This is a genomic window from Rubrivivax albus (assembly GCF_004016515.1).
Classification (GTDB): Bacteria; Pseudomonadota; Gammaproteobacteria; order Burkholderiales; family Burkholderiaceae_C; genus Rubrivivax; species Rubrivivax albus.
On sequence record NZ_SACT01000002.1, the window covers coordinates 334,928 to 360,538 of the forward strand.

Consider the following 25,611-nt stretch of genomic DNA (forward strand, 5'->3'; position numbering starts at 1 on the left):
GATATCGTCAAAGTTATAGGGTCAAGCCTCACGAGCAATTAGTACCGGTTAGCTTAACGCATTACTACGCTTCCACACCCGGCCTATCAACGTCCTGGTCTCGAACGACTCTTCAGGGGGCTCAAGGCCCCGGCAAGACTCATCTTGAGACGAGTTTCCCGCTTAGATGCTTTCAGCGGTTATCTCTTCCGCACTTAGCTACTCGGCAATGCCACTGGCGTGACAACCGATACACCAGAGGTGCGTCCACTCCGGTCCTCTCGTACTAGGAGCAGGCTCTCTCAATCTTGCAGCGCCCACGGAAGATAGGGACCAAACTGTCTCACGACGTTTTAAACCCAGCTCACGTACCTCTTTAAATGGCGAACAGCCATACCCTTGGGACCGGCTACAGCCCCAGGATGAGATGAGCCGACATCGAGGTGCCAAACACCGCCGTCGATATGAACTCTTGGGCGGTATCAGCCTGTTATCCCCAGAGTACCTTTTATCCGTTGAGCGATGGCCCTTCCATACAGAACCACCGGATCACTTAGTCCTACTTTCGTACCTGCTCGACTTGTCAGTCTCGCAGTCAAGCACGCTTATGCCTATGCACTATCAGCACGATTTCCGACCGTGCCTAGCGTACCTTCGAACTCCTCCGTTACGCTTTGGGAGGAGACCGCCCCAGTCAAACTGCCCACCACACACTGTCCCCAACCCGGATAACGGGCCAAGGTTAGAACCTCAAACACACCAGGGTGGTATTTCAAGGTTGGCTCCACCGGAACTAGCGTCCCGGCTTCAAAGCCTCCCACCTATCCTACACAGATCTGTTCAAAGTCCAATGTGAAGCTACAGTAAAGGTTCATGGGGTCTTTCCGTCTTTCCGCGGGAAGATTGCATCATCACAAACATTTCAACTTCGCTGAGTCTCTGGAGGAGACAGCGTGGCCATCGTTACGCCATTCGTGCAGGTCGGAACTTACCCGACAAGGAATTTCGCTACCTTAGGACCGTTATAGTTACGGCCGCCGTTTACTGGGACTTCAATCAAGAGCTTGCACCCCATCATTTAATCTTCCAGCACCGGGCAGGCGTCACACCCTATACGTCGACTTTCGTCTTTGCAGAGTGCTGTGTTTTTAATAAACAGTCGCAGCCACCGATTCTCTGCGGCCTCATTGGGCTCCGTCTGTACGACTTCACCTACTAAAGGCACACCTTCTCCCGAAGTTACGGTGTCAATTTGCCGAGTTCCTTCTCCAGAGTTCTCTCAAGCGCCTTAGAATACTCATCTCGCGCACCAGTGTCGGTTTGCGGTACGGTCGTTGCAAGCTGAAGCTTAGTGGCTTTTCCTGGAAGCAGGGTATCACTCACTTCGGAAGCAAGCTTCCTCGTTATCACCCCTCATCTAAGCCCGGCGGATTTGCCTACCAGGCACGACTACAGGCTTGAACCGGGACATCCAACACCCGGCTGAGCTAACCTTCTCCGTCCCCACATCGCACTTGCAATCGGTACAGGAATATTGACCTGTTTCCCATCAGCTACGCATCTCTGCCTCGCCTTAGGGGCCGACTCACCCTACGCCGATGAACGTTGCGTAGGAAACCTTGCGCTTTCGGCGAGGGGGCTTTTCACCCCCTTTAACGCTACTCATGTCAGCATTCGCACTTCCGATACCTCCAGCAGACCTCACGGTCCACCTTCGCAGGCGTACGGAACGCTCTCCTACCACTCACATTGCTGTGAATCCGCAGCTTCGGTAACTGGCTTAGCCCCGTTACATCTTCCGCGCAGGACGACTCGATCAGTGAGCTATTACGCTTTCTTTAAATGATGGCTGCTTCTAAGCCAACATCCTGACTGTTTTAGCCTTCCCACTTCGTTTCCCACTTAGCCAATTTTGGGGACCTTAGCTGGCGGTCTGGGTTGTTTCCCTCTTGTGTCCGGACGTTAGCACCCGGTGCACTGTCTCCCAAGCTGTACTCATCGGTATTCGGAGTTTGCAATGGTTTGGTAAGTCGCCATGACCCCCTAGCCATAACAGTGCTCTACCCCCGATGGTAATACTTGAGGCACTACCTAAATAGTTTTCGGAGAGAACCAGCTATCTCCAGGTTTGTTTAGCCTTTCACCCCTATCCACAGCTCATCCGCTAGTTTTGCAACACTAGTCGGTTCGGACCTCCAGTAAGTGTTACCTCACCTTCATCCTGGCCATGGATAGATCACCTGGTTTCGGGTCTACACCCAGCGACTGAACGCCCTATTCGGACTCGGTTTCCCTGCGCCTTCCCTATTCGGTTAAGCTTGCCACTGAATGTAAGTCGCTGACCCATTATACAAAAGGTACGCCGTCACCCTTGCGGGCTCCGACTTTTTGTATGCATGCGGTTTCAGGATCTATTTCACTCCCCTCCCGGGGTTCTTTTCGCCTTTCCCTCACGGTACTTGTTCACTATCGGTCGATTACGAGTATTTAGCCTTGGAGGATGGTCCCCCCATCTTCAGACAGGATTTCACGTGTCCCGCCCTACTTGTCGCACGCCTAGTTCCACAGTCGTCTTTTTCCATACGGGGCTATCACCCGCTGTGGCCGGACTTTCCAGACCGTTCTGATAAGTCGACTGCTAAAACGTGCAGGCTGTTCCGATTTCGCTCGCCACTACTTTCGGAATCTCGGTTGATGTCTGTTCCTCGAGCTACTGAGATGTTTCAGTTCACCCGGTTCGCCTCGCACACCTATGTATTCAGTGTGCGATACCCTTGCGGGTGGGTTTCCCCATTCGGAAATCTCCGGATCAAAGCTTGTTTGCCAGCTCCCCGAAGCTTATCGCAGGCTACAACGTCCTTCATCGCCTGTAATCGCCAAGGCATCCACCACATGCACTTAGTCACTTGACCCTATAACTTTGACGACCGCAGTCGCCAGGTCAATGACAGATTTGAGTATCTGCGTTATGCCGTATTCAACTCTTTCGAGCTGAAATATTCAATTGACGCAATCAAGTAGTTGTCGACGGCACGGTGCATCCGAGGATGCTTTCCGCCGACAACGCTGATTCGACTCTATGAATTGTTAAAGAACGACAGCCGATCAAGGATCGGACACTGCAGCACACGCGACTGACGCATGTGCTGGAGTGTCCGCTGAAGTGGGTGGTGGAGGTGAACGGGATCGAACCGATGACCCCCTGCTTGCAAAGCAGGTGCTCTCCCAGCTGAGCTACACCCCCCTTGTGTGGTGGGTCTGGTTGGATTCGAACCAACGACCCCCGCCTTATCAAGACGGTGCTCTAACCGACTGAGCTACAGACCCTCACGTCAGGTGATCTGTCGTCAACAACAGCCGATAAGTGTGAGCGCTTGAACTTGAGTGCTTTTTCCAGAAAGGAGGTGATCCAGCCGCACCTTCCGATACGGCTACCTTGTTACGACTTCACCCCAGTCACGAACCCCGCCGTGGTAAGCGCCCTCCTTGCGGTTAGGCTACCTACTTCTGGCGGAACCCGCTCCCATGGTGTGACGGGCGGTGTGTACAAGACCCGGGAACGTATTCACCGCGGCAAGCTGATCCGCGATTACTAGCGATTCCGACTTCACGCAGTCGAGTTGCAGACTGCGATCCGGACTACGACCGGTTTTCTGGGATTGGCTCCCCCTCGCGGGTTGGCAGCCCTCTGTACCGGCCATTGTATGACGTGTGTAGCCCTACCCATAAGGGCCATGATGACCTGACGTCATCCCCACCTTCCTCCGGTTTGTCACCGGCAGTCCCATTAGAGTGCCCTTTCGTAGCAACTAATGGCAAGGGTTGCGCTCGTTGCGGGACTTAACCCAACATCTCACGACACGAGCTGACGACGGCCATGCAGCACCTGTGTCCAGGTTCTCTTTCGAGCACCAAGCCATCTCTGGCAAGTTCCTGGCATGTCAAGGGTAGGTAAGGTTTTTCGCGTTGCGTCGAATTAAACCACATCATCCACCGCTTGTGCGGGTCCCCGTCAATTCCTTTGAGTTTCAACCTTGCGGCCGTACTCCCCAGGCGGTCAACTTCACGCGTTAGCTACGTTACTGAGAAGGAACCTTCCCAACAACCAGTTGACATCGTTTAGGGCGTGGACTACCAGGGTATCTAATCCTGTTTGCTCCCCACGCTTTCGTGCATGAGCGTCAGTGCAGGCCCAGGGGATTGCCTTCGCCATCGGTGTTCCTCCGCATATCTACGCATTTCACTGCTACACGCGGAATTCCATCCCCCTCTGCCGCACTCCAGCTGTGCAGTCACAAGTGCAGTTCCCAGGTTAAGCCCGGGGATTTCACACCTGTCTTGCACAACCGCCTGCGCACGCTTTACGCCCAGTAATTCCGATTAACGCTTGCACCCTACGTATTACCGCGGCTGCTGGCACGTAGTTAGCCGGTGCTTATTCTTCAGGTACCGTCATCCTCCCGAGGTATTAGCCCAGAAGATTTCTTCCCTGACAAAAGCGGTTTACAACCCGAAGGCCTTCTTCCCGCACGCGGCATGGCTGGATCAGGCTTGCGCCCATTGTCCAAAATTCCCCACTGCTGCCTCCCGTAGGAGTCTGGGCCGTGTCTCAGTCCCAGTGTGGCTGGTCGTCCTCTCAGACCAGCTACAGATCGCAGGCTTGGTAGGCCTTTACCCCACCAACTACCTAATCTGACATCGGCCGCTCCAATAGCGAGAGGTCTTGCGATCCCCCCCTTTCACCCGTAGGTCGTATGCGGTATTAATCCGGCTTTCGCCGGGCTATCCCCCACTACTGGGCACGTTCCGATGCATTACTCACCCGTTCGCCACTCGTCAGCACCCGAAGGCCTGTTACCGTTCGACTTGCATGTGTAAAGCATGCCGCCAGCGTTCAATCTGAGCCAGGATCAAACTCTTCAGTTCGATCTTGAAATTGCTCAACGGAATCGAAGTGAACTTCACTTCAGTTTCCATGAGCGTTTGAGGTCTTTCGACCACGAGTCTTGCGACTCTTGGCACTCGCCTTCAAACGCCCACGCTTATCGGCTGTATGTTGTTAAAGAGCTTGCTTCGACTTTCGTCTCAGCGCGCCTTTCGGCGCACGCCTCGATTATGACATGTTTTTAAAACCTTGTCAAGCACTCGGCTTTTGCTGTCTTGCTGTTGTCGCGTCGCTGTTGTCAGCGCTTTGTCATCAGCAGAGCCTGCGATTATGACCTGGTTTTTTTGACCCTGTCAAGCACTCGGCTTTTCAGCTCTCCGCCAATCGATTCTTTGCTGCGTCACTCGGCGGCTTTGTTGGCCCGCCTTGCATCGCCGCCTTTCGTCCAGCGTAGCCCGCGACTGTAGCACAGCGGATTCCCATCGCGCAAGCAGGCCCGATCGGCGACGTGTCCGACCAGGGTCCGGGGTCAACCAGGAGCCCACCTGTACGACGTGGCAGCAGCCTCCGGTGGCGAGGGGAGCAGGCTCGAGGTGTCGTACTTCGTCCTGCGCAGGACGAAGAAGGTCTTCACGTTGCGCACATTCGCCTGTTGCGTGAAGAGCTCGGCGACCACGCCAGTCCATGCTGGCATGTCAGCAGCCTCGGCCACGAGCACCAGGTCCGGGCCAGGCGACACCCTGTAGCACTGGCGCACGGCCGGGTGCGCCATCACCAGTCGCTCGAACGCCTCCACGTGCTCCAACCCCTGTCTGTCCAGCGTCACTTCGCAGACAACCTGGATCGAGGGGCCAAGCCGATCGGGATCCAGCAGCGCGACGCGCGCCCGGATCACGCCCAACTCCGTCAATCGTCGGACCCGGCGCAGGCAGGTGGCAGTCGAAAGGTGCGCCTGAGCGGCCAGTTCCTGATTGGATTGCCCCGCATCATGCTGCAGCAGCGCCAGCAAACGCAGATCCGCCGCATCGAATGTGACGTGGTTCACGCTGGATGATTTCATCTTGAACTCTCTGGTGCAATATTGTTTCAGTGTCGGTACCCATGTGCGTGCCGGGTCGAAAGTCGCGACATTTTTGCAATCGAATTTCACTACACCTGCCTAGGATCGGGGACTTTCACGGCTTCGGGCAAGGCTTCCCATGTGCGGCATCGTCGGCGCGGTCAGCACGCGCAACATCGTTCCCATCCTGATCGAGGGCCTGCGTCGCCTGGAGTACCGGGGCTACGACTCCTGCGGTGTGGCCGTGCACCAGGACGGCGAGCTCAGGCGGTCCCGCAGCACCTCACGCGTGGCCGAGTTGCAGACCGCCACGGATGCCGACCAACTGAGCAGCGGCACGGGCATCGCCCACACGCGCTGGGCCACGCACGGCGCACCGGCCGTTCACAACGCGCATCCTCACTTTTCCACCGGGCCGGGTGGCCAGTCGGATGTCGGTCGCATTGCGCTGGTGCACAACGGCATCATCGAGAACCACGACGAGCTACGCGCTGACCTGCAGGCCCGCGGCTACCGGTTCACCAGCCAGACCGACACCGAGGTGATCGCGCACCTGGTGCAGCTTCACTACGACGGCGACCTCCTGGAAGCGGTGCAGCAGACCCTGCCGAAGCTGCGCGGCGCCTATGCGATCGCGGTGTTCTGTCGGGACGAACCGCACCGCGTGGTGGGTGCCCGGGCGGGTTCACCGCTGGTGCTCGGCGTCGGTGACCAGGAACACTTCCTGGCCTCCGATGCGATGGCGTTGGCGGGCGTGACGGACCGCATCGTCTACCTGGAGGAAGGTGACGTCGTCGACCTGCAGATGGGCCGGGCCTGGATCAGCGCTCAGCAGCCGGGCGGCGAGTGGCGCCCGGTGGACCGCCCGGTGAAGGTGGTGCAGGCCCACAGCGGCGCCGCCGAGTTGGGCCCCTACCGCCACTACATGCAGAAGGAGATCTTCGAGCAGCCCAAGGCCATCGCCGACACGCTGGACGGCGTGGCCGGCATCAGCCCGGAGCTCTTTGGTGACGGCGCCTACCGCATCTTCAAGGAGATCGACCGGGTGCTGATCCTGGCCTGCGGCACCAGCTATTACGCGGGATCGACGGCCCGCTACTGGCTGGAGTCGATCGCCGGCATCCCGACGACGGTGGAGATCGCCAGCGAGTACCGCTACCGCGACAGTGTCCCCGACCCGCGCACGCTGGTGGTCACCATCACCCAGAGCGGTGAGACCGCCGACACCCTGGCGGCGCTCAAGCACGCACGGTCGCTGGGCATGCAGCACACGCTGACGATCTGCAACGTCTCGACCAGCGCGATGGTGCGCGAGTGCGCCCTGGCCTTCATCACGCGGGCCGGCGTCGAGATCGGCGTGGCCTCCACCAAGGCGTTCACGACCCAGCTCGTCGGCCTGTACCTGCTGACGCTGGCCCTGGCCCAGGTGCGCGGCAAGCTCGACGACGAGCGCGAGGCGGCGGAGCTGAAGGCCCTGCGCCACCTGCCGCTGGCGCTGCAGGCCGTGCTGGCGCTGGAACCGCAGGTGATGTCCTGGAGCGAGGAGTTCGCGCGCAAGGAGAACGCGCTGTTCCTGGGCCGTGGCCTGCACTATCCGATCGCGCTGGAGGGTGCGCTCAAGCTCAAGGAGATCAGCTACATCCACGCCGAGGCCTACCCGGCAGGCGAACTCAAGCACGGCCCGCTGGCGCTGGTGACCGAGCAGATGCCGGTGGTCACGATCGCGCCCAACGACACCCTGCTGGAAAAGCTCAAGAGCAACATGCAGGAGGTCCGCGCGCGTGGGGGGCAGCTCTACGCCTTCGCCGACGGCGACACGCGCATCGACAGCGAACCCGGCGTGCACGTGATCCGCATGCCGGAACACTACGGCGCGCTGAGCCCCATCCTGCACGTGGTGCCGCTGCAACTGCTGGCGTACCACACGGCCTGCGCGCGCGGCACCGACGTCGACAAGCCGCGCAACCTGGCCAAGAGCGTCACGGTGGAGTGACGCGGCAGAGGCCTCAGGTGCCGCAGAAGGTCTGGTAGGCGGCGGTCACCGAGGCCGGCGCCGGTTGCGCGAGCGGCACGGACGCCGGCGACTCCTCGTACGGCTGCTGCAACGCCTGCAGCAGCTGCTGGAAGGGCTGCAGGTCGCCGTCATCGGATGCGGCAGCCAGCGCCTCCTCCACCCGGTGGTTGCGCGGGATCAGGAACGGGTTGACGGCGCGCAGCGCCAGGCCGCGCGGCAGCGCCGCGTGAACCGGAACGTCAGCTGCCACGTCGGCTGCCGGCACTCCGGAAGCCGCATCGTCGTCCGCGCAGCGGCTCGCCCAACGATCCAGCCACGCCGCGGCCGGTCCGGCCTGCGGGAACAGCGCCAGCCACGCCTCGGCCCGCCCCTCCGCGGCATCGGCCAGCCGGCGCCAGGCCAGGGTGACATCCACCGCCTGGGCGTGCAGGAGGCCCAGCAGATCGTCGGCCAGCGCGGCATCGCCATCGGCGGCAGTCCGCAGGCCCAGCTTGGCCCGCTGGCCCTGGCGCAGCGCCTCGTCGTACCACGCCGGAAAGGCGTCGATCACGGCCGTGGCCCCGGCCACCGCCTGCTGGACCGCCCGCTCGTCGTCGACGTCGGCCACCAGCGGCAGCAGCGATTCGGCCAGCCGCGCCAGGTTCCAGCGCGCGATCAGCGGCTGGTTGCCATAGGCGTACCGCCCGCCATGGTCGATGCTGCTGAAGACCGCGGCCGGGTCGTAGGCTTCCATGAAGGCGCAGGGGCCGTAGTCGATGGTTTCGCCCGAGAGCGTCATGTTGTCGGTGTTCATCACGCCGTGGATGAAGCCCAGGTTCATCCACCGCGCCAGCAAGGCCGCCTGCCGCCGCGCGACCCGCTCCAGGAACGCCAGGTGGCGATCCGGCCGGCCGGACAGGTCCGGGTCGTGCCGGGCGATCGCGTAGTCGGCCACCTGCGCCAGCGTCGCCAGGTCACCACGGGCGGCGAAGTACTGCATCGTGCCCACGCGCAGATGGCTGGCGGCCACGCGCGTCAGCACGGCGCCGGGCAGGTCCCGGTCGCGGCGCACCGATTCGCCCGTGGCCGCCACGGCGAGCGCGCGCGTCGTCGGCACGCCCAACGCGTGCATGGCCTCCCCGATCAGCACCTCGCGCAGCATCGGGCCGAGCGCGGCCCGGCCGTCGCCCCCGCGCGAGAACGGGGTGCGCCCGGAACCCTTGAGGGCCACGTCCCTACGCAGGCCGTCGCGCCCGACGATCTCGCCGAGCAGCAGCGCGCGCCCGTCCCCGAGCTGCGGCGAGAAGCCGCCGAACTGGTGCCCCGCATAGGCCTGCGCCACCGGCGACGCGCCGGCCGGCACGCGGTTGCCGGCGAAGACCGCGGCGCCGGCGGCCGAGTCCAGCGCCTCGGCGTCCAGCCCCAGCGCCTCCGCGAGCGGGCGGTTGAGGTACACCAGGGCAGGTGCGGCCACCGGTGCCGGCGGCCAGGTCACGCCCGCAGCGGGAAGCTCGCGCGCGAAGCTGTTGTCGAAGGGGAAAACCGGCGTGTCGGCCATGGCCGCTGGATCAGTCATCCCGCCAGTGTGACCGCTGTGCGTGCCCCTGGTCAGGGCGGGGTCGGCGTTCCGGACCCTGCGGCCAGCCTCGCCGTCGAGCCCGGCAGACCTTGGCGCCTGCGGGTGCGGCGCCATGGGCCGGCCCCACCAGATCCGTCACCGGCCCGGCCCGGCGGCGTAGACCACCTCGACCGACCGCCCCTGCACGCTGAACCGTGCCTGGTGCAGCCCGATCCGTTCGAGCACCCAGCCCGGCACCGGCTCATCGCCTTCACGCCAGACCTGGCCGTTGATGATCAGCATGCGGGCGCGGGGGTCGGGTGAGTCGAAGGCGCCGCCGAAGCTCATCGCCGGCATGGCCGGCCTCGGCGGCGCCACCGCAGGCGTTGCGGTGGTGGACCGCCGCACCGGGGCGGGTTCGGGCAGTGCCACCGGCGGCGGCACCGCCACCGCGGCACGCGCCGGGGGAGTGACGACCGACCGCGCGTTCGGGTCGGCCGCAGGCAGCGCCAGCGCATCGGGTGTCGCCGTTGCGGCAGCCGGAGGCGGTGACACAGGGCCGAACCACCACCAGGCGCCAGTGGCAACCGCCGCAAGCACCAGTGCCAGCATGGTCCAGGCCGCAGCCCGCGCGCCGGGCCGAGAAGCGGCGCCCACCTCGGGCGGCGTGGCCATGTCGGCCCCGGCGGGCGCATGCAGGTGCGGCACCTGCCCACGCTGGCGTTCCGATTCGGCACGCCGCAAGGCGTCGAGCACATAGGACATGGCGCTAGGCCCCCGCCAATAAACAGGTCGGGCAGACCCGACGTGCACTGTGATCGACGGGCACCAGGGCTTCGGTCATCGCGTGTCCTCCTGCGGTCCACCCGGCATCGGCGGGTTGCTCAGCCGGGGCTCGTCGACCGCCGCCGCGCGGTTGAGTTGCATCAGCGTCAGCGGCCCCGCCAGCCCGTCCACCGCCAGCCCCTGCGAGCGCTGGAAGGCCTGGATGCGCAGGGTCGCCGACGCATCGGCCGGCAAGGCACCCTGCTGTTCGTCGCGCAACCGGTCCAGCACCCAAACGGCCGCCGCCGAGCCGTCGTCCAGGCGCGCCCCGGCGGCCAGGCCCGGCGGCAGCCGCCACAGGGTGCCGAAATCACCGGTCCAGCGCGCCGTCAGCGTGGCCAGGCTCACGCGCACGCGCCCGTCGGGCAGCAGCAGGTCGGCCTCGCGTTCGCCCAGCCCCGTCAACACCACGGGCGACGGTGCGGCCGCACCCAGTTGCAGTGCCAGCCACATGGGACGGTCGAGCTGGCGCAGCAGCGAGAGCGTGCCGCTGCCCTCATGGCACGCGATGCCCGCTGGCGCCAGGCGACCGCAGACGTCCGCGCCGGCGGGCAGTTCGGTCGGCCCCTCGGCACCCGGGCGCCACAGGCCGGCCAGTGCCTGCCATGCGGCATTGCGATCCGCCCAGCCCGTGCGCGCCACCAGGGCCGCGGCGTCCAGCATCGGTGCCGGCGCGGTACCCGGCGTCATGGCGGGCACCGATGGCCCCGGCACCGACGCACCGGGGCCTGCCACGGCCGGGGCATCGGCAGCCGCCCAGGCTGCCGGCTCCCCGGCATCACCCGGCCGTTGGCCCAGCAGCCACCAGCCCCCCACGGCCGCCACCCCCAGCCCGACGGCCAGCCCGGCTGCGGCCAAGGGCCAGCGGCCAGCCGGCCGGTCGTGCCTCGTCGCGCCCGGATCGCCGAAGACTTCACGCGCCGCCTGCTCCACCATCGCCGCGCTGACCGTGTTGCGCTGCCTCGCATAGGCGCCCAGCAGGGCCCGGTCGCAGAGCAGGTTGATGCGCCGGGGCACGCCACGGGTGAGCCGGTGGATGCGCCGCAGCGCATCGTCGTCGAACGGCAGCGCGCCGTTGAGTCCGGCCACGGCCATGCGGTGGCGCACGTAGACCGGGGTCTCCGCCTCGGCCAGCGGTTCCAGGTGGTAGCGCGCGATCACACGCTGGGCCACCTGCTCCATCGCCGGCTCGGCCAGGCGGTCGCGCAGCTCCGGCTGGCCGATGAGCACGATCTGCAGCAGCTTGCGGGTGTCGGTCTCGAGGTTGGTCAGCAGGCGCAGCTGCTCCAGCACCGCGGGCGCCAGGCTCTGCGCCTCGTCGATCACCAGCACGCAGCTGCGGCCCTGGGCGTGGCGCGTCAGCAGGAAGTCGTTGAGCGCATCGACGTGCGCCTTCACGGAAGCCTGCGCCGGCACCTGCAGCCCGAAGTCGTCGCTGATGGTGGCCAGCAGCTCCGGCACGCTGAGTGCCGGATTGAACACGTAGGCCAGGTCCACCGACTTGGGCAGCTGCTCGACGAAGCAGCGGCAGACCGTGGTCTTGCCGGCGCCCACGGCGCCGGTCAGCAGCACCAGCCCGCCGCCGCCCTGGGCGCCGTAGAGCAGGTGGGCCAGCGCCTCCCGGTGGCGCTCGCTCATGTACAGGAAGCGCGGATCGGGCGCGATCGAGAACGGATCCTGCGTCAGCCCGAACAGCGCGTTGTACATGGGCGGCGAGCATACCCGCGCACACGCCGAAGGCCGGCCCGGTCAGCCCGCTGCCGGCTCCCCGGGCACGGACCAGTGTTCCAGCATCAGCTCGCGCAGCAGGGCGGTGGACTGCGTGAGCAGCGCACCGCTGGGGCGCTGGGCCGAGGTGGCGATCCATTGCGTGGTGACCAGCCGCCCCCCGTGCTCCGGCGCCAGCGGCCGCACCTGGAAGGCCTCTTCCGGCCCATGGCTGCGCACGCCGTTGAGCGTGAGCACCCCGTGCAGGCCCTGGGTCTGCACCAGGTCGAGGATGGCGGCCACGCTCTCGATCTCGATGCCCACGCGCGGCTTGCGCCCTTCGGCCACCAGCGCGCCTTCGAGCAGCATGCGGATCGAATGCGGCCGGCTGGGCATCACCAGCTCCCGCCCGCCCAGTTCCGCCAGCGGCAGCGGCGGGCCGATCAGCGGCTGGCCCGGGGTGCGGGCCGACACCAGGTAGAGCACTTCGTCGAGCACCGGCAGCAGGTCGATGGCGGGGGACGGCGTGACGTTGTAGACCACCGCACAGTCGATGCGGCCGATCTGCAGCCATTCCAGCATGTAGGTGGACAGGCCCTCCACCACCGTCAGCGTCGCCTTCGGGAAGCGGGCGCGGAAGGCCGCCACCAGAGGCGCCGTGAGCGCCCGGCTCACGCTGGGCGGCATGCCCACGGCCAGGTGGCCGCTGATGGCGCCGCGCTCGTCCTCCATGTCCTGGCGCGCCCGCTCCACCTGCTGCAGGATGCCGCGGCCGTGCGCCAGCAGCCGTTTGCCGGGCTCGGTGAGCGTGACACCGCGGCCGTTGCGCTCGAACAGCGCCTGCCGCAGTTCCACCTCCAGCGCGCGGATCTGCCGGCTGAGCGCCGGCTGCGCCACGCGCAGGAAGGTGGACGCCCGCGTGAAGCTGCCCAGCTCCGCCACGTGCACGAAGTACTCCAGCTGCTTCAGGTCCATGACGCCATTGTCATGCCGAATCGTTCTGACAGCTAGATCAGAAATAGCGTTGATGCATGGCTCGTGGCGGCCAAGAATCCAGGCTCTCATCCCCACGCCAACGGAGACAAACGTGGTCGGGACACTCACCGGCATCTCGTCGATGGCCACCCGCGCCGTGCTGGCGGAACTGGCCGAGGCCTACGCGGCGCGCGCCGGCGTGCGCATCGACATCACGTCTGTCGGCGGCGTGGATGCGGCCAGGCGCGTCGCCGCGGGGGAAGCGTTCGACACGGTGATCCTCGCCTCCGATGCCCTGGACAAACTGATCGCCGCGGGCCATGTGCAGCCGGGCCGGGTGGATCTGGTGCGCTCGCCGGTGGCGCTGGCCGTGCGCAGCGGGTCCCCGCCCCCCGACGTGTCCACCGAAGCGGCGCTGAAGCAGGCCGTGCTGGCCGCACCCACCCTGGGCTACTCCACCGGCCCCAGCGGCAACCACCTGGCGGCGCTGTTTGCGCGCTGGGGCATCGCCGACCAGGTGCGCGAGCGCATCGTCGTGCCGCCGCCGGGCGTGCCGGTGGGCCAGCTGGTGGCCGATGGCCGCGTGGCGCTGGGCTTCCAGCAGCTCAGCGAGCTGATCAGCCTGCCCGGCATCGACGTGCTGGGCCTGCTGCCGCCGGGCGCCGAGTTCATCACCACCTTCTCGGCCGGCGTCGCGGCCGTGTCGCCCAACGGCGACGTGGTGCGCGCGATGCTGGCCTACATGGCCTCGCCAGAAGCCGACGACGCCAAGCAGCGCCACGGCATGGCGCCGGCGCGCGACGACTGATTCATCCAGGAGACGACCCCGTGATCATCGACATCCACGGCCACTACACCACCGCGCCCAAGGCGTTGGAGACCTGGCGCAACGCGCAGATCGCCGGCATCCAGGACCCGTCGGCCATGCCCAAGGCCTCGGACCTGAAGATCAGCGACGACGAGATCCGCGAGACCATCGAGACCAACCAGCTGGCCAAGATGCGCGAGCGCGGCAGCGACCTGACCATCTTCAGCCCGCGCGCCAGCTTCATGGCGCACCACATCGGCGACTTCCAGGTCTCCAGCACCTGGGCCGCCATCTGCAACGAGCTTTGCTACCGCGTCAGCCAGCTGTTCCCCGACCACTTCATCCCCGCCGCCATGCTGCCGCAGAGCCCGGGCGTGGACCCGGCCACCTGCATCCCCGAGCTGGTGAAGTGCGTGGAGCAGTACGGCAACGTGGCGCTGAACCTGAACCCGGACCCGTCCGGCGGCCACTGGACCAGCCCGCCGCTGACCGACCGCGCCTGGTACCCCATCTACGAGAAGATGGTGGAGTACGACATCCCGGCGATGGTGCACGTCAGCACCAGCTGCAATGCCTGCTTCCACACCACCGGCGCGCACTACATCAACGCCGACACCACGGCCTTCATGCAGCTGCTGCAGGGCGACCTGTTCACCGATTTCCCGACGCTGAAGTTCATCGTGCCGCACGGCGGCGGCGCCGCGCCCTACCACTGGGGCCGCTACCGCGGGCTGGCGCAGGAGCTGAAGAAGCCGCTGCTCAAGGACCACCTGCTGAACAACGTGTTCTTCGACACCTGCGTCTACCACCAGCCGGGCATCGACCTGCTCACGAAGGTCATCCCGGTAGACAACATCCTGTTCGCCAGCGAGATGATCGGCGCCGTGCGCGGCATCGACCCCGAGACCGGGCACTACTACGACGACACCAAGCGCTACATCGAGGCCAGCACGCAGCTGACGGCGGCGCAGAAGCAGCAGATCTACGAAGGCAACGCACGGCGCGTCTATCCCCGCCTGGATGCGGCCCTGAAGCAGAAAGGCAAGTGACCATGTACGAACTCGGCGTCGTCTACCGCAACATCGAGCGCACCCCGGCCCACCTGGCCGACCAGCTGGCGCACTTCGGCAGCGCCACCGTGCACGAGGCCATGGGCCGCGTGGGCCTGATGAAGCCCTACATGCGCCCAATCTACCCCGGCGCGCAGGTGGCCGGCACCGCAGTCACAGTGCTGCTGCACCCGGGCGACAACTGGATGATGCACGTGGTGGCCGAGCAGATCCGCCCCGGTGACATCGTCGTGGCCGCCATCACCGCCGAGTGCACCGACGGCTACTTCGGCGACCTGCTGGCCACATCGTTCCAGGCCCGCGGCGCCCGCGCGCTGGTCATCGACGCCGGCGTGCGCGACGTGAAGACGCTGACCGAGATGGGCTTCCCGGTCTGGAGCAAGGCCATCAGCAGCAAGGGCACGATCAAGGCCACGCTGGGCTCGGTGAACATCCCCGTGGTCTGCGCCGGCGCCTGGGTGACGCCGGGCGACGTGATCGTGGCCGACGACGACGGCGTTGTCTGCGTACCGCGCAAGATGGCCGAGGCCACGCTCGAGGCGGCCACGAAGCGCGAGGCCAACGAAGGCGAGAAGCGCGCCAAGCTGGCCGCGGGCACGCTGGGCCTGGACATGTACAAGATGCGCGAGCCGCTGGCGGCTGCGGGTCTGAAGTACATCGACTGAGCGGCATGCGGCGCATCGCGCTCATCGGCTACGGCGAGGTTGGCCGGATCCTCGCGGAGGACCTGCGTGCTCAGGACGTCGCCGTCGTGGCCTACGACCTGAAGCTGCGCGGCGAACTCGGCGAAGCACTGCGTGAACACGCGCTGCAGTTCGGCGTCGCGCTCGCGGCATCGCACACCGAGGCCGCAGAGGGCGCGGATCTGGTGATCTCCGCCGTCACCGCCAGCCAGGCCGTGGCCGTGGCCGAGGCCTGCGCGCCGGGCATGACCGACGGCGCCTTCTTCCTCGACTTCAACAGCGCCTCGCCCGGCGCCAAGATCCGCGCCGCGGGCGTGGTCAACGCCGCCGGCGGGCGCTATGTCGAAGGCGCGGTGATGACCTCGGTGCCGCCCTACCGAATCAAGGTGCCGCTGCTGCTGGGTGGCCCGGATGCCGAAGTGCTGGCGCCGCGGTTGCAGGCCCTGGGTTTCGCCCCCAAGGTGCACGACGCGCGCCTGGGCGTGGCCAGCGCCACCAAGATGTGCCGCAGCGTGATGATCAAGGGCCTGGAGGCCATGGTCATCGAGAGCTTCACCGCCGCACGCCACTACGGCGTGGAAGACGCCGTGGTCGCCAGCCTGCAGGAGACCTTCCCCGGCATCGACTGGGAAAAGCAGGCGAGCTACTTCTTTCAGCGCGTCATCGAGCACGGCCGCCGCCGCAGTGAAGAGGTGCGCGAGGTCGCCGTCACCGTGCGCGAGGCCGGCTTGGAGCCCTGGAGCGCCAGCGGCACCGCCGAGCGCCAGGCCTGGGTGGCCGACCTGGCCGACGCCGGCCTGTTCGGCACCCGCGGCACACCGGGCTTCGCGCGCAGTGCGGATTGGCGCCTGGAAGCCGACCGCATCCTGAACCGAGACGACAAGACATGAGCTTCGAGAAGACCCCGGGCTGGCTGGACTGGTACGCCGGCCCCAGCAAGCCCCGCTTCCAGCTGCCGCCCGGCAGCGTGGACGCGCACTGCCACGTGTTCGGCCCCGGCGACCAGTTCCCCTATGCGCCGGAACGCAAGTACACGCCCTGCGACGCCAGCAAGGCGCAGCTGTTCGCGCTGCGCGACCACCTGGGCTTTGCGCGCAACGTCATCGTGCAGGCCACCTGCCATGGCGCCGACAACCGCGCGATGGCCGACGCCTGCCGCAGCAGCGGCGGCAAGGCGCGTGGTGTGGCCACCGTCCGGCGCAGCGTCACCGACCATGAGCTGGAGGAACTCCACGCCGCCGGTGTGCGCGGCGTGCGCTTCAACTTCGTCAGGCGGCTGGTGGACTTCACGCCCAAGGACGAGCTGATGGAGATCGCCGGGCGCATCAAGGCGCTGGGCTGGCACGTGGTCATCTATTTCGAGGCGGTGGATCTGCCCGAGCTGTGGGACTTCTTCACCGCGCTGCCGACCACCGTGGTCGTCGACCACATGGGCCGGCCGGACGTCACCAAGCCCGTCGACGGACCGGAGTTCGCGCTGTTCCTGAAGTTCATGCGCGAGCATCCCAACGTCTGGAGCAAGGTCAGCTGCCCGGAGCGGCTGTCGGTCAGCGGCCCGCGCGCGCTGAACGGCGAGCAGGCCGCCTACCGCGACGTGGTGCCGTTCGCCCGCCGTGTCGTCGAAACCTTCCCCGACCGCGTTCTGTGGGGCACCGACTGGCCGCACCCGAACCTGAAGGACCACATGCCCGACGACGGCCTGCTCGTCGACTTCATCCCGCACATCGCGGTCACCCCGGAACTGCAGCGCCAACTGCTGGTCGACAACCCGATGCGCCTGTATTGGCCGGAAGAATCCCGATGAGCCTCGACAAGCCGTACCTCGACGTGCCCGGCACGACGATCTTCGACGCCGACCAGTCCCGCAAGGGCTACTGGCTCAACCAGTTCTGCATGAGCCTGATGAAGGCCGCCAACCGCGAGCGCTTCCTGGCCGACCAGCGCGCCTACCTGGACGAATGGCCGATGACGGAAGCGCAGAAGCAGGCCGTGCTGGCGCGCGACCTGAACCGCTGCATCGCCGAGGGCGGCAACATCTACTTCCTGGCCAAGCTCGGCGCCACGCACGGCAAGAGCTTCCAGCAGATGGCCGGCTCGATGACCGGCATGACCGAGGAGGAGTACCGCGACATGATGATCGGCGGTGGCCGTTCGGTCGAAGGCAACCGCGTGCTCGGCGAGGACGGCACGGCGCAACCGCAGCACCAGCCGCAGGGCAGCGCGGCCAAACCCGGCTTCTGATGGCCATCGAAGGAACAGCACCCATGGCCAAGATCACCGCAAGCGTCTACACCAGCCACGTGCCCGCCATCGGCGCCGCGCTGGACCTCGGCAAGACCCAGGAGCCTTACTGGCAGAAGGTCTTCTCCGGCTACGAGTTCTCCAAGCAGTGGATGAAGGAGAACACGCCCGACGTCATCTTCCTCGTCTACAACGACCACGCCACCGCGTTCAGCCTGGAGATGATCCCGACCTTCGCGATCGGCACCGCGGCGGAATACACGCCAGCCGACGAAGGCTGGGGCCCGCGCCCGGTGCCCAAGGTCATCGGCCACCCGGAACTGGCCAGCCACATCGCGCAGAGCGTGATCCAGCAGGACTTCGACCTCACCATCGTCAACAAGATGGACGTGGACCACGGCCTGACCGTGCCGCTGAGCCTGATGTGTGGTCAGTTGGACAAGGACACCGGCGCCTGGCCCTGCCCGGTGATCCCCTTCGCTGTCAACGTGGTGCAGTACCCGGTGCCCTCGGGCCGCCGCTGCTTCAACCTCGGCCGGGCGATCCGCAACGCGGTGGAGAGCTTCGACCGGCCGCTGAACGTGCACATCTGGGGCACCGGCGGCATGAGCCACCAGCTGCAGGGCCCGCGCGCCGGCCTGATCAACGCCGAGTGGGACAACCGCTTCCTCGACCGCCTGATCGCCGAACCCGAGAAGCTCGCGGACGTGCCGCACATCGACTACGTGCGCGAAGCGGGCAGCGAGGGCATCGAGCTGGTGATGTGGCTCATTGCGCGCGGCGCGATGTCCGATGTCTCGCGCGGCGCGACGGGCGACAAGGCCCCCACGGTCAAGCACCGCTTCTATCACGTGCCGGCCAGCAACACGGCTGTCGGCCATCTCATTCTGGAGAACAACACGTGACCATCAACGTCGCTCTCGCCGGCGCCGGCGCCTTCGGCATCAAGCACCTCGACGGCATCAAGAACATCCCCGACGTCAAGGTGATCTCGCTGGTCAGCCGTGACCTGGCGAAGACGCAGGACGTGGCCGACAAGTACGGCATCGCCCACGTCAGCACCGACCTCGCCGACAGCCTGGCGATCAAGTCCGTCGATGCCGTCATCCTGTGCACACCCACCCAGATGCATGCCTCGCAGAGCCTGGCCTGCCTGGAGGCGGGCAAGCACGTGCAGGTGGAGATCCCGCTGTGCGACGTGCTCGAGGATGGCGAGGCGGTGGTGAAACGCCAGCAGGAGACCGGCCTGGTGGCCATGTGCGGCCACACGCGCCGCTTCAACCCCAGCCACCAGTGGGTGCGCAAGCGCATCGCCGCCGGCGAGTTCAACATCCAGCAAATGGACGTGCAGACCTACTTCTTCCGGCGCACGAACATGAACGCGCTGGGGCAGCCGCGCAGTTGGACCGACCACCTGCTGTGGCACCACGCCGCGCATACGGTGGACCTGTTCGCCTACCAGGCTGGCAGCCCCGTCGTGCAGGCCAACGCCGTGCAGGGCCCGATCCACCCGACGCTCGGCATCGCGATGGACATGTCGATCCAGCTCAAGGCGGCCAACGGCGCGATCTGCACGCTGTCGCTGTCGTTCAACAACGACGGCCCGCTGGGCACCTTCTTCCGCTACATCGGCGACACCGGCACCTACATCGCCCGCTACGACGACCTCGTCAACGGCAAGGAAGAGAAGATAGACGTGTCGCAGGTCGACGTCTCGATGAACGGCATCGAGCTGCAGGACCGCGAATTCTTCGCTGCGATCCGCGAGGGTCGCGAACCCAACGCCAGCGTCGCCCAGGTGCTGCCGTGCTACCAGGTGCTGCATCGGCTCGAGCAGCAGCTGGCCGCCTGATTTCCCACCCCCTCCACCACCCTGACCGGAGACAAACGATGACGATCACCCGCAAGAGCTTCCTGGGCGCCGTTGCCGGCGCCGCCATGCTGACCCTGGCGCCGGCCGCGTTTGCGCAGAACGTGACGCTGCGCTTCCACCAGATGCTGCCGCCGCAGGCCACCATCCCGTCCAAGGCCATCAAGCCCTGGGCCGAGAAGGTGGAAAAGGAAAGCGGCGGCCGCATCAAGGTGCAGCAGTTCAACGCCATGGCCCTGGGCGGCAAGCCGCCGGAGCTTTTCGACCAGGCCAAGGACGGTGTGGTCGACATCATCTGGACGGTACTAGGCTACACGCCCGGCCGCTTCCCGAAGGCCGAGGTCTTCGAGCTGCCGTTCCTCGTCGGCGACCCGGTGGCCGGCTCCAAGGCCTTCCAGGAGTACGTCGAGAAGAACGCGATGGACGAGTTCAAGGACGTCAAGCTGATCGCGGTGCACGTGCACGGCCCGGGCCTGATCCACAGCAAGGACCCGGTCACCAAGCTGGAAGACCTGAAGGGCATGAAGGTGCGCGGCGGCTCGCGCGTCATCAACATCATGCTCGAGCAGCTGGGTGCCACGCCGATCGGCATGCCGGTGCCGGCGGTGGGCGAGGCCCTGTCCAAGGGCGTGATCAGCGCCACCACCATCCCCTGGGAAGTGGTGCCGGCCGTCAAGGTGCAGCAGATCGTCAAGAACCACACCGGCTTCACCGGCAGCAAGGGTCTGTACACGCAGACCTTCGCGGTGGCGATGAACAAGGCCAGCTACGACAAGCTGCCCGCCGACCTGAAGAAGGTCATCGACGCCAACAGCGGCCAGATCGCGGCGGCCATGTTCGGCCAGGCGATGGCCGACGGCGACAAGGCCGGCCTGGGCCTGGCGCAGAAGGGTGGCAACAACGTCATCACCCTGGACGCGGCCGAGACCCAGCGCTGGCAGCGCACCGCCGCCGGCGTGCGCGCCGTCTGGTACAAGGAAGTTGGCGACAAGGGCATCGACGGCCCGAAGCTGGCGGCCGAAGCCGAGGCGTTGATCGCGAAGTACAGCAAGTGAACCCAGGGGCCGGCGCCTGCCGGCCCTCGGTTCGTGCCTGCGCCGGCCTGCACCGGCTTGCGCGGCGGGGCGGTCTGGAACCGCCCCGCGCTGCAGTGAGACCCCGATGACCCACCCCGTCTACGCCATCAGCCGCGCCATGGCCTGGTTCGGCGCCTTCGTGCTGGTGCTGCTGGCCGCGATGAGCGTGATCAGCATCGCCGGCCGTGCCCTCAGCGGGCTCGGCCTGGGGCCTGTGCCCGGTGACTTCGAGCTCGTCGAGGCCGGCACCGCACTGGCCGTGTTCAGCTTCCTGCCCTGGGCCCATCTCAAGCGCGGGCATGCGGTGGTGGACCTGATGTGGCGCGTCTACCCGGCGCCGATGCGACGCATGCTCGACATCCTGGCCGACGCGCTCATGTTCGCGCTGTGGGTGCTGCTGGTCTGGCGCATGGGCGTGGCCATGCTGGACTACCGCGACAACGGCGAGGTCACCTTCATCCTGCAGTTCCCGGTCTGGTGGGGCTACGCCGCGTCGATGGTGCCCGCCACCCTGGGCTGTGTGGTCTATGGCTGGAGGCTGCTGGAAACGCTGGGGCTGATCACGCCCCCGTCTGGTTTCGAATCCGCGGAAGTGGTGCACTGATGGATCCTTTGACCCTCGCCGCCTGGTCCTTCCCGGCGCTGCTGCTGCTGATCTTCCTGCGTATCCCCATCGGCCTGGCGATGCTGGCCGTGGGCCTGTTCGGGTCCTGGCAGGTCTACGGCAGTGCCGCGCCGCTGCTCAACCAGATGAAGAACCTGGCCTACGGCCAGTTCTCCACCCATTCGCTGTCCATCGTGCCGCTGTTCCTGCTGATGGGGCAGTTCGCCACGCTGGGCGGCATGTCGCAGGCGCTGTTCAAGGCGGCCGAGGCCTTCATCGGCCACCGCCGCGGCGGCGTCGGCATGGCGGCCATCGGCGCCTGCGCCGGTTTCGGGTCCATCTGCGGCTCGTCGTTGGCCACCGCGGCCACCATGGGTCAGGTGGCGCTGCCGGAACTCAAGCGCGCCGGCTACAGCGGCGCGCTGTCCAGCGGCCTGCTGGCCGCCGGCGGCACGCTGGGCATCCTGATCCCGCCGTCCATCGTGCTCGTGATCTACGCCATCCTGGCCGAGCAGAACATCGCCAAGATGTTTGCCGCCGCCTTCGTGCCCGGCATCCTGGCGGCGCTGGGCTACATGCTGGTGATCAACCTGTACGTGCGCTTCTCGCCGCAGTCCGCCGGGCAGATCGAGCCCATGCCCTGGGCCGAGCGCTGGCGGGCGTTGGCGGCCGTGTGGCCGGTGCTGCTGATCTTCGGCGTCGTGATCGGCGGCATCTACACCGGCATCTTCACGCCCACCGAAGGCGCGGCGGTCGGTGCCGTGGCCACCGGGGTGCTGGCCTGGCAGCGTGGCGGCCTGAAGGGCAGCAAGCTGCGCGAAGCCTTCGAGTCCACCGCCAGCGGCACGGCGATGGTGTTCCTCATCGTGCTCGGCGCTGCGGCCTACAACAGCTTCCTGGCCCTGTCGCAATTGCCGCAGGAACTGGCCATGTGGGTTGGTGACCAGGGCTTCAGCCCTTACCAGGTGCTGTGGGCGATCCTGATCTTCTACCTGATCGCCGGCTGCGTGATGGACTCGCTGTCGATGATCCTGCTGACCATCCCGATCTTCTTCCCGATGATCTCGGGCCTGGACTTCGGTCTGACACCTGAAGAGACCGCGATCTGGTTCGGCGTGCTGGTGCTGATCGTCGTGGAGGTGGGCTTGATCACACCACCGGTGGGCATGAATCTGTTCGTGATCCAGTCGATGGCGCCGGACATCAAGATCCGTGACGCCTACCGCGGCGTGCTGCCCTTCGTGGCCAGCGACCTGCTGCGCGTCGCGGTGCTGGTGGCCGTGCCAGCGATCACGCTCTTCGTGGTACGTTTGAATCCATGATCAAGCGCCGCATCGCCGACCTCGAGGTCAACGCCATCGGCCTGGGCTGCATGAGCCTGAGCCACGGGTATGGAAGCGCGCCACCCCGCGCGCAGGCCGAGGCGCTGCTGCTGGGCGCGCTGGACCTGGGCGTGGACTTCTTCGACACCGCCGCGCTCTACGGCTTCGGCGCCAACGAGACCCTGGTCGGTGAGGTGCTGGCACCCTACCGCGATCGCTTCGTGCTGGCCAGCAAGTGCGGCCTGCACGGCGTGGACGGCAAGCGCGTGATCGACGGGCGGCCACAGACGCTGAAGTGGTCCTGCGAGCAGAGCCTCAAGCGCCTGCGCACCGACTGCATCGACCTCTTCTACCTGCACCGCTGGGACAAGCAGGTCCCCGTCGAGGACAGCGTCGGCGCCCTGGCCGACCTGGTGCGCGAGGGCAAGGTGCGCCACATCGGGCTGAGCGAGGTCTCGGCCGCCACGCTCAGGCGCGCGCACGCCGTGCACCCGATCGCCGCCGTGCAGACCGAGTATTCGCTGTGGACGCGCAACCCGGAGATCGCGGTGCTCGACGCCTGCCGCGAACTGGGCACCAGCTTCGTGGCCTTCAGCCCGGTGGCGCGGGCCTTCCTGACCGGCGCACTGCGCGATGTGGGCGTGCTGGAGGACAAGGACATCCGGCGCAACATGCCCCGCTTTGCGCCCGAGACCTATGCGCAGAACCTGGCACTGCTGCCGGCCTACGAGGCCCTGGCCACCGAGGCGGGCTGCACGCCGGCGCAGCTGGCGCTGGCCTGGCTGCTGGCCAAGGCGGAGCACATCATCCCGATCCCGGGCACCACGCGCCTGGACCACCTGCGCGAGAACATGGGCGCGTTGACGCTCAAGCTGCCGGCCGACGTGCTCGTGCGCGCCGGCGAGCTCATCAACCAACGGACCGTGGTGGGCAACCGCTACCCGGCGGGCGCGCAGGTCGAGGTCGACACCGAGACCTTCTGAGCGCCGCGGGACGGGCTGCGAAGCTCCGGCCCAGCCCCTCCCGGGCGTGAAACACCTGCTTGCAGGCGTCACGCCGCGCGACAGGCACGGCGCCGTCCCGCCCCGCATGATCCGCCGCTCACCGGGCGCACCCGCCGCGCCCGGGTCGTTGCGGAGGTGTCTTCATGAAGGTGTTGAAGTCGTACGGCCCGCGTTCGCGCACGGCCGTCGTCCGTCTGGGTGCCGTCGCGCTGGCGACCGCCCTGTGTTCGCTGGCCGCATCGGCCGGTGGTGAGCCCGATGTCACGCGGGCATCACCACCCACCGACCGCCTGATCGTCAAGCTGCGCACCGGCCAGGCCGAGGCTCCGGCGCTGGCCGCGCTGCAAGCCGCCGCCAACCAGCGCGGCAGCCAGTTCAGCCTGCTGCGCCGCGCGGCGCTGGGGGCGCTGGTGCTGCGCCTGGACCGCAAGCTCGAACCCGCCGCCGCCGAGGCGCTGGCGCGTGTGCTGGCGGCGTCGCCCGAGGTGGCCTACGCCGAGCCCGACCGCCTGCTGCAGCCGCTGTTCGTGCCCAACGACAGCCGCTACGGCGACCAGTGGCACTACTTCGAGGCCACCGCCGGCCTGAACCTGCCGGCGGCCTGGGACCAGACCACCGGCAGCGGCATGCGCGTCGCCGTCATCGATACCGGCGTGCGCCCGCATGCCGACCTGGCGGCCAACCTGCTGCCCGGCTACGACTTCATCGGCGACACCTTCGTCGCCAACGACGGCAACGGCCGCGACAGCGACGCCAGCGACCCCGGCGACGCCGTGGCCGCCGGCGAATGCGGCGTCGGCCAGCCGGCCAGCAGCAGTTCCTGGCACGGCACGCACGTGGCCGGCACCATCGCCGCGGTCACGAACAACGGCAGTGGCGTGGCTGGGGTGGCCTTCGGCGCCAAGGTGGTGCCGGTGCGCGTGCTGGGCAAGTGCGGCGGCTACACCTCGGACATCGCCGACGCCATCGTCTGGTCGGCCGGGGGCAGTGTGTCGGGCGTGCCCGCCAACGCCAACCCGGCGCGGGTGCTGAACCTGTCGCTGGGCGGTGGCGGCAGCTGCGGCACGACGACGCAGAACGCCATCAACAGCGCACGCGCCAACGGTGCCGTGGTGGTGGTGGCCGCGGGCAACAGCAACGTGAACGCGTCCAACGCCACGCCCGCCAACTGCAGTGGCGTGATCACCGTGGCTGCAGTCGGCCGCACTGGCGCGAAGGCCTATTACTCGAACTACGGCAGCGTGGTGGACGTGGCTGCGCCCGGCGGCGACATGCGCAGCAGCGCCGCCGACGGCATCCTCTCCACGCTCAACAGCGGCAGCGCCGGCCCCGGCGCCGACGCGCTGGCCTACTACCAGGGCACGTCGATGGCCACGCCACACGTGGCTGGCGCGGTGGCGCTGATGCTGTCGGCCAACCCGGCGCTGACGCCCGACGAGGTGGAGACCCTGCTGAAGACCAGCACACGCGCCTTCCCGGCCACCTGTTCGCAGTGCGGCACGGGCCTGGTGGACGCCAACGCCGCGGTGACGGCCGCCGTCGGGGGTGGCGGTGGCGGTGGTGGTGGCGGCGGCGGTGGCGGCGGCGGTGACCCCACGGCCGTGGCCGAAGTGGAGAACAACAACAGCCGCAGCCGCGCACAGGCCATCAGCGTCAACCCGGCACTCGTGAACGGCTCGATCTCGTCGACCCGCGACACCGACTACTACAGCGTGTCGCTGGCCGCCGGTGCGACCCTGACCTCCACGCTGACGCCGCCAGCCAACCGCGACTACGACCTCTACATCTACAACAGCAGCGGCAGCCTGATCACCAGCAGCACCAACGGCACCGGCCAGGTGGACAGCACGGCGGTGATCAACAACGGCAGCAGCGCCGCCACGGTGTACGTGCGTGTGCGCTACTACAGCGGCGGCAGCGGCAGCTATACGCTGCTGTTGTCTCAGTGAGC

Annotated in this window: 19 protein-coding genes, 2 tRNA genes and 2 rRNA genes; 14 read left to right on the forward strand and 9 right to left on the reverse strand. The window is 66.7% G+C overall.

All coding sequences use genetic code 11. The annotated features are described in order from the left end of the window. Window positions 1-17: 17 nt before the first annotated feature. From ENE75_RS07775 to ENE75_RS07795, 5 genes are all read right to left on the reverse strand, one after another. Window positions 18-2,891, reverse strand: a 23S ribosomal RNA gene (locus tag ENE75_RS07775). 256 nt (window positions 2,892-3,147) lie between these two features. Further along, window positions 3,148-3,223, reverse strand: a tRNA-Ala gene (locus tag ENE75_RS07780). A gap of 6 nt (window positions 3,224-3,229) precedes the next feature. Continuing rightward, window positions 3,230-3,306 (reverse strand) — tRNA-Ile (locus ENE75_RS07785). Window positions 3,307-3,376: 70 nt separating this feature from the next. Continuing rightward, window positions 3,377-4,905, reverse strand: a 16S ribosomal RNA gene (locus tag ENE75_RS07790). The 16S and 23S rRNA genes sit together here with 2 tRNA genes alongside, the layout of an rRNA operon. Before the next feature lie 488 nt (window positions 4,906-5,393). After that, on the reverse strand, window positions 5,394-5,924 hold the full coding sequence (locus ENE75_RS07795) for an Lrp/AsnC family transcriptional regulator (RefSeq protein ID WP_128198230.1): 531 nt from the start codon (window positions 5,922-5,924) through the stop codon (window positions 5,394-5,396). A gap of 139 nt (window positions 5,925-6,063) precedes the next feature. Here ENE75_RS07795 and glmS point away from each other — a divergent pair, with 139 nt between their 5' ends. Further along, window positions 6,064-7,917: a glutamine--fructose-6-phosphate transaminase (isomerizing) gene (glmS, locus tag ENE75_RS07800; RefSeq protein WP_128197526.1), complete on the forward strand. Its 1,854-nt coding sequence runs from the start codon at window positions 6,064-6,066 to the stop codon at window positions 7,915-7,917. 13 nt (window positions 7,918-7,930) lie between these two features. On the opposite strand, the gene ENE75_RS07805 is transcribed toward glmS, so the two are convergent. The 4 genes from ENE75_RS07805 to ENE75_RS07820 all read right to left on the reverse strand — a co-directional run bounded on the left by ENE75_RS07805 (window position 7,931) and on the right by ENE75_RS07820 (window position 12,982). Continuing rightward, window positions 7,931-9,475: a protein adenylyltransferase SelO gene (locus tag ENE75_RS07805; RefSeq protein ID WP_128198231.1), complete on the reverse strand. Its 1,545-nt coding sequence runs from the start codon at window positions 9,473-9,475 to the stop codon at window positions 7,931-7,933. Window positions 9,476-9,631: 156 nt separating this feature from the next. After that, a complete protein-coding gene (locus ENE75_RS07810; protein ID WP_128197529.1) occupies window positions 9,632-10,240 on the reverse strand; it encodes a general secretion pathway protein GspB in 609 nt (202 codons plus the stop codon). A gap of 75 nt (window positions 10,241-10,315) precedes the next feature. After that, entirely contained in the window at window positions 10,316-12,007 is a 1,692-nt protein-coding gene (locus tag ENE75_RS07815) for an ExeA family protein (protein ID WP_128197532.1), read from the reverse strand. 42 nt (window positions 12,008-12,049) lie between these two features. Continuing rightward, window positions 12,050-12,982: a LysR family transcriptional regulator gene (locus ENE75_RS07820; RefSeq protein WP_128197534.1), complete on the reverse strand. Its 933-nt coding sequence runs from the start codon at window positions 12,980-12,982 to the stop codon at window positions 12,050-12,052. Between the two features lie 142 nt (window positions 12,983-13,124). Here ENE75_RS07820 and ENE75_RS07825 point away from each other — a divergent pair, with 142 nt between their 5' ends. From ENE75_RS07825 to ENE75_RS07885, 13 genes are all read left to right on the forward strand, one after another. Further along, on the forward strand, window positions 13,125-13,790 hold the full coding sequence (locus tag ENE75_RS07825; RefSeq protein ID WP_128198232.1) for a substrate-binding domain-containing protein: 666 nt from the start codon (window positions 13,125-13,127) through the stop codon (window positions 13,788-13,790). A 20-nt stretch (window positions 13,791-13,810) separates the two neighbouring features. Next, entirely contained in the window at window positions 13,811-14,839 is a 1,029-nt protein-coding gene (locus tag ENE75_RS07830) for an amidohydrolase family protein (RefSeq protein ID WP_128197536.1), read from the forward strand. A gap of 2 nt (window positions 14,840-14,841) precedes the next feature. Further along, window positions 14,842-15,525 carry a 4-carboxy-4-hydroxy-2-oxoadipate aldolase/oxaloacetate decarboxylase gene (ligK, locus tag ENE75_RS07835; RefSeq protein ID WP_128198233.1) on the forward strand — a complete coding sequence of 228 codons (684 nt, stop codon included), beginning with the start codon at window positions 14,842-14,844 and terminating at the stop codon, window positions 15,523-15,525. A gap of 5 nt (window positions 15,526-15,530) precedes the next feature. Beyond that, window positions 15,531-16,433, forward strand: a complete 903-nt coding sequence (locus ENE75_RS07840) for an NAD(P)-dependent oxidoreductase (RefSeq protein WP_128197539.1) — start codon at window positions 15,531-15,533, stop codon at window positions 16,431-16,433. Further along, window positions 16,430-17,347 (forward strand): amidohydrolase family protein, encoded by a 918-nt coding sequence (locus tag ENE75_RS07845; RefSeq protein ID WP_128197541.1) that lies wholly within the window; start codon window positions 16,430-16,432, stop codon window positions 17,345-17,347. Before ENE75_RS07840 ends, ENE75_RS07845 begins: the two co-directional genes overlap by 4 nt. Further along, the gene (ligA, locus tag ENE75_RS07850; protein WP_128197544.1) at window positions 17,344-17,784 is read left to right on the forward strand and encodes a protocatechuate 4,5-dioxygenase subunit alpha; all 441 of its coding nucleotides are present in this window, start codon (window positions 17,344-17,346) and stop codon (window positions 17,782-17,784) included. Before ENE75_RS07845 ends, ligA begins: the two co-directional genes overlap by 4 nt. A gap of 23 nt (window positions 17,785-17,807) precedes the next feature. Beyond that, window positions 17,808-18,689 (forward strand): class III extradiol dioxygenase subunit beta, encoded by an 882-nt coding sequence (locus ENE75_RS07855; RefSeq protein WP_128197546.1) that lies wholly within the window; start codon window positions 17,808-17,810, stop codon window positions 18,687-18,689. Beyond that, complete coding sequence (locus ENE75_RS07860; RefSeq protein ID WP_128197549.1) at window positions 18,686-19,636, forward strand: Gfo/Idh/MocA family oxidoreductase; 951 nt, start codon at window positions 18,686-18,688, stop codon at window positions 19,634-19,636. Before ENE75_RS07855 ends, ENE75_RS07860 begins: the two co-directional genes overlap by 4 nt. A 38-nt stretch (window positions 19,637-19,674) precedes the next feature. Continuing rightward, window positions 19,675-20,709 (forward strand): TRAP transporter substrate-binding protein, encoded by a 1,035-nt coding sequence (locus ENE75_RS07865; protein WP_128197551.1) that lies wholly within the window; start codon window positions 19,675-19,677, stop codon window positions 20,707-20,709. Between the two features lie 106 nt (window positions 20,710-20,815). After that, window positions 20,816-21,334: a TRAP transporter small permease gene (locus ENE75_RS07870; RefSeq protein ID WP_128197553.1), complete on the forward strand. Its 519-nt coding sequence runs from the start codon at window positions 20,816-20,818 to the stop codon at window positions 21,332-21,334. Continuing rightward, window positions 21,334-22,656, forward strand: coding sequence for a TRAP transporter large permease (locus tag ENE75_RS07875; protein ID WP_128197555.1), 1,323 nt, complete (start codon window positions 21,334-21,336; stop codon window positions 22,654-22,656). Before ENE75_RS07870 ends, ENE75_RS07875 begins: the two co-directional genes overlap by 1 nt. Then, the gene (locus tag ENE75_RS07880) at window positions 22,653-23,639 is read left to right on the forward strand and encodes an aldo/keto reductase (RefSeq protein ID WP_128197557.1); all 987 of its coding nucleotides are present in this window, start codon (window positions 22,653-22,655) and stop codon (window positions 23,637-23,639) included. The genes ENE75_RS07875 and ENE75_RS07880 overlap by 4 nt, the downstream gene beginning before the upstream one ends. A gap of 164 nt (window positions 23,640-23,803) precedes the next feature. Then, the gene (locus ENE75_RS07885) at window positions 23,804-25,609 is read left to right on the forward strand and encodes a S8 family peptidase (RefSeq protein WP_128197559.1); all 1,806 of its coding nucleotides are present in this window, start codon (window positions 23,804-23,806) and stop codon (window positions 25,607-25,609) included. Window positions 25,610-25,611 lie beyond the last annotated feature (2 nt).

Coding starts and splice junctions, on each gene's coding strand:
- ENE75_RS07810 (WP_128197529.1), bottom strand. CDS start 10,240: ATGTCCTATGTGCTCGACGCCTTGCGGCGTGCCGAATCGGAACGCCAG.
- ENE75_RS07885 (WP_128197559.1), top strand. CDS start 23,804: ATGAAGGTGTTGAAGTCGTACGGCCCGCGTTCGCGCACGGCCGTCGTC.
- ENE75_RS07845 (WP_128197541.1), top strand. CDS start 16,430: ATGAGCTTCGAGAAGACCCCGGGCTGGCTGGACTGGTACGCCGGCCCC.
- ENE75_RS07880 (WP_128197557.1), top strand. CDS start 22,653: ATGATCAAGCGCCGCATCGCCGACCTCGAGGTCAACGCCATCGGCCTG.
- ENE75_RS07875 (WP_128197555.1), top strand. CDS start 21,334: ATGGATCCTTTGACCCTCGCCGCCTGGTCCTTCCCGGCGCTGCTGCTG.
- glmS (WP_128197526.1), top strand. CDS start 6,064: ATGTGCGGCATCGTCGGCGCGGTCAGCACGCGCAACATCGTTCCCATC.
- ligK (WP_128198233.1), top strand. CDS start 14,842: ATGTACGAACTCGGCGTCGTCTACCGCAACATCGAGCGCACCCCGGCC.
- ENE75_RS07820 (WP_128197534.1), bottom strand. CDS start 12,982: ATGGACCTGAAGCAGCTGGAGTACTTCGTGCACGTGGCGGAGCTGGGC.
- ligA (WP_128197544.1), top strand. CDS start 17,344: ATGAGCCTCGACAAGCCGTACCTCGACGTGCCCGGCACGACGATCTTC.
- ENE75_RS07855 (WP_128197546.1), top strand. CDS start 17,808: ATGGCCAAGATCACCGCAAGCGTCTACACCAGCCACGTGCCCGCCATC.
- ENE75_RS07870 (WP_128197553.1), top strand. CDS start 20,816: ATGACCCACCCCGTCTACGCCATCAGCCGCGCCATGGCCTGGTTCGGC.
- ENE75_RS07795 (WP_128198230.1), bottom strand. CDS start 5,924: ATGAAATCATCCAGCGTGAACCACGTCACATTCGATGCGGCGGATCTG.
- ENE75_RS07840 (WP_128197539.1), top strand. CDS start 15,531: ATGCGGCGCATCGCGCTCATCGGCTACGGCGAGGTTGGCCGGATCCTC.
- ENE75_RS07805 (WP_128198231.1), bottom strand. CDS start 9,475: ATGGCCGACACGCCGGTTTTCCCCTTCGACAACAGCTTCGCGCGCGAG.
- ENE75_RS07815 (WP_128197532.1), bottom strand. CDS start 12,007: ATGTACAACGCGCTGTTCGGGCTGACGCAGGATCCGTTCTCGATCGCG.
- ENE75_RS07865 (WP_128197551.1), top strand. CDS start 19,675: ATGACGATCACCCGCAAGAGCTTCCTGGGCGCCGTTGCCGGCGCCGCC.
- ENE75_RS07825 (WP_128198232.1), top strand. CDS start 13,125: ATGGCCACCCGCGCCGTGCTGGCGGAACTGGCCGAGGCCTACGCGGCG.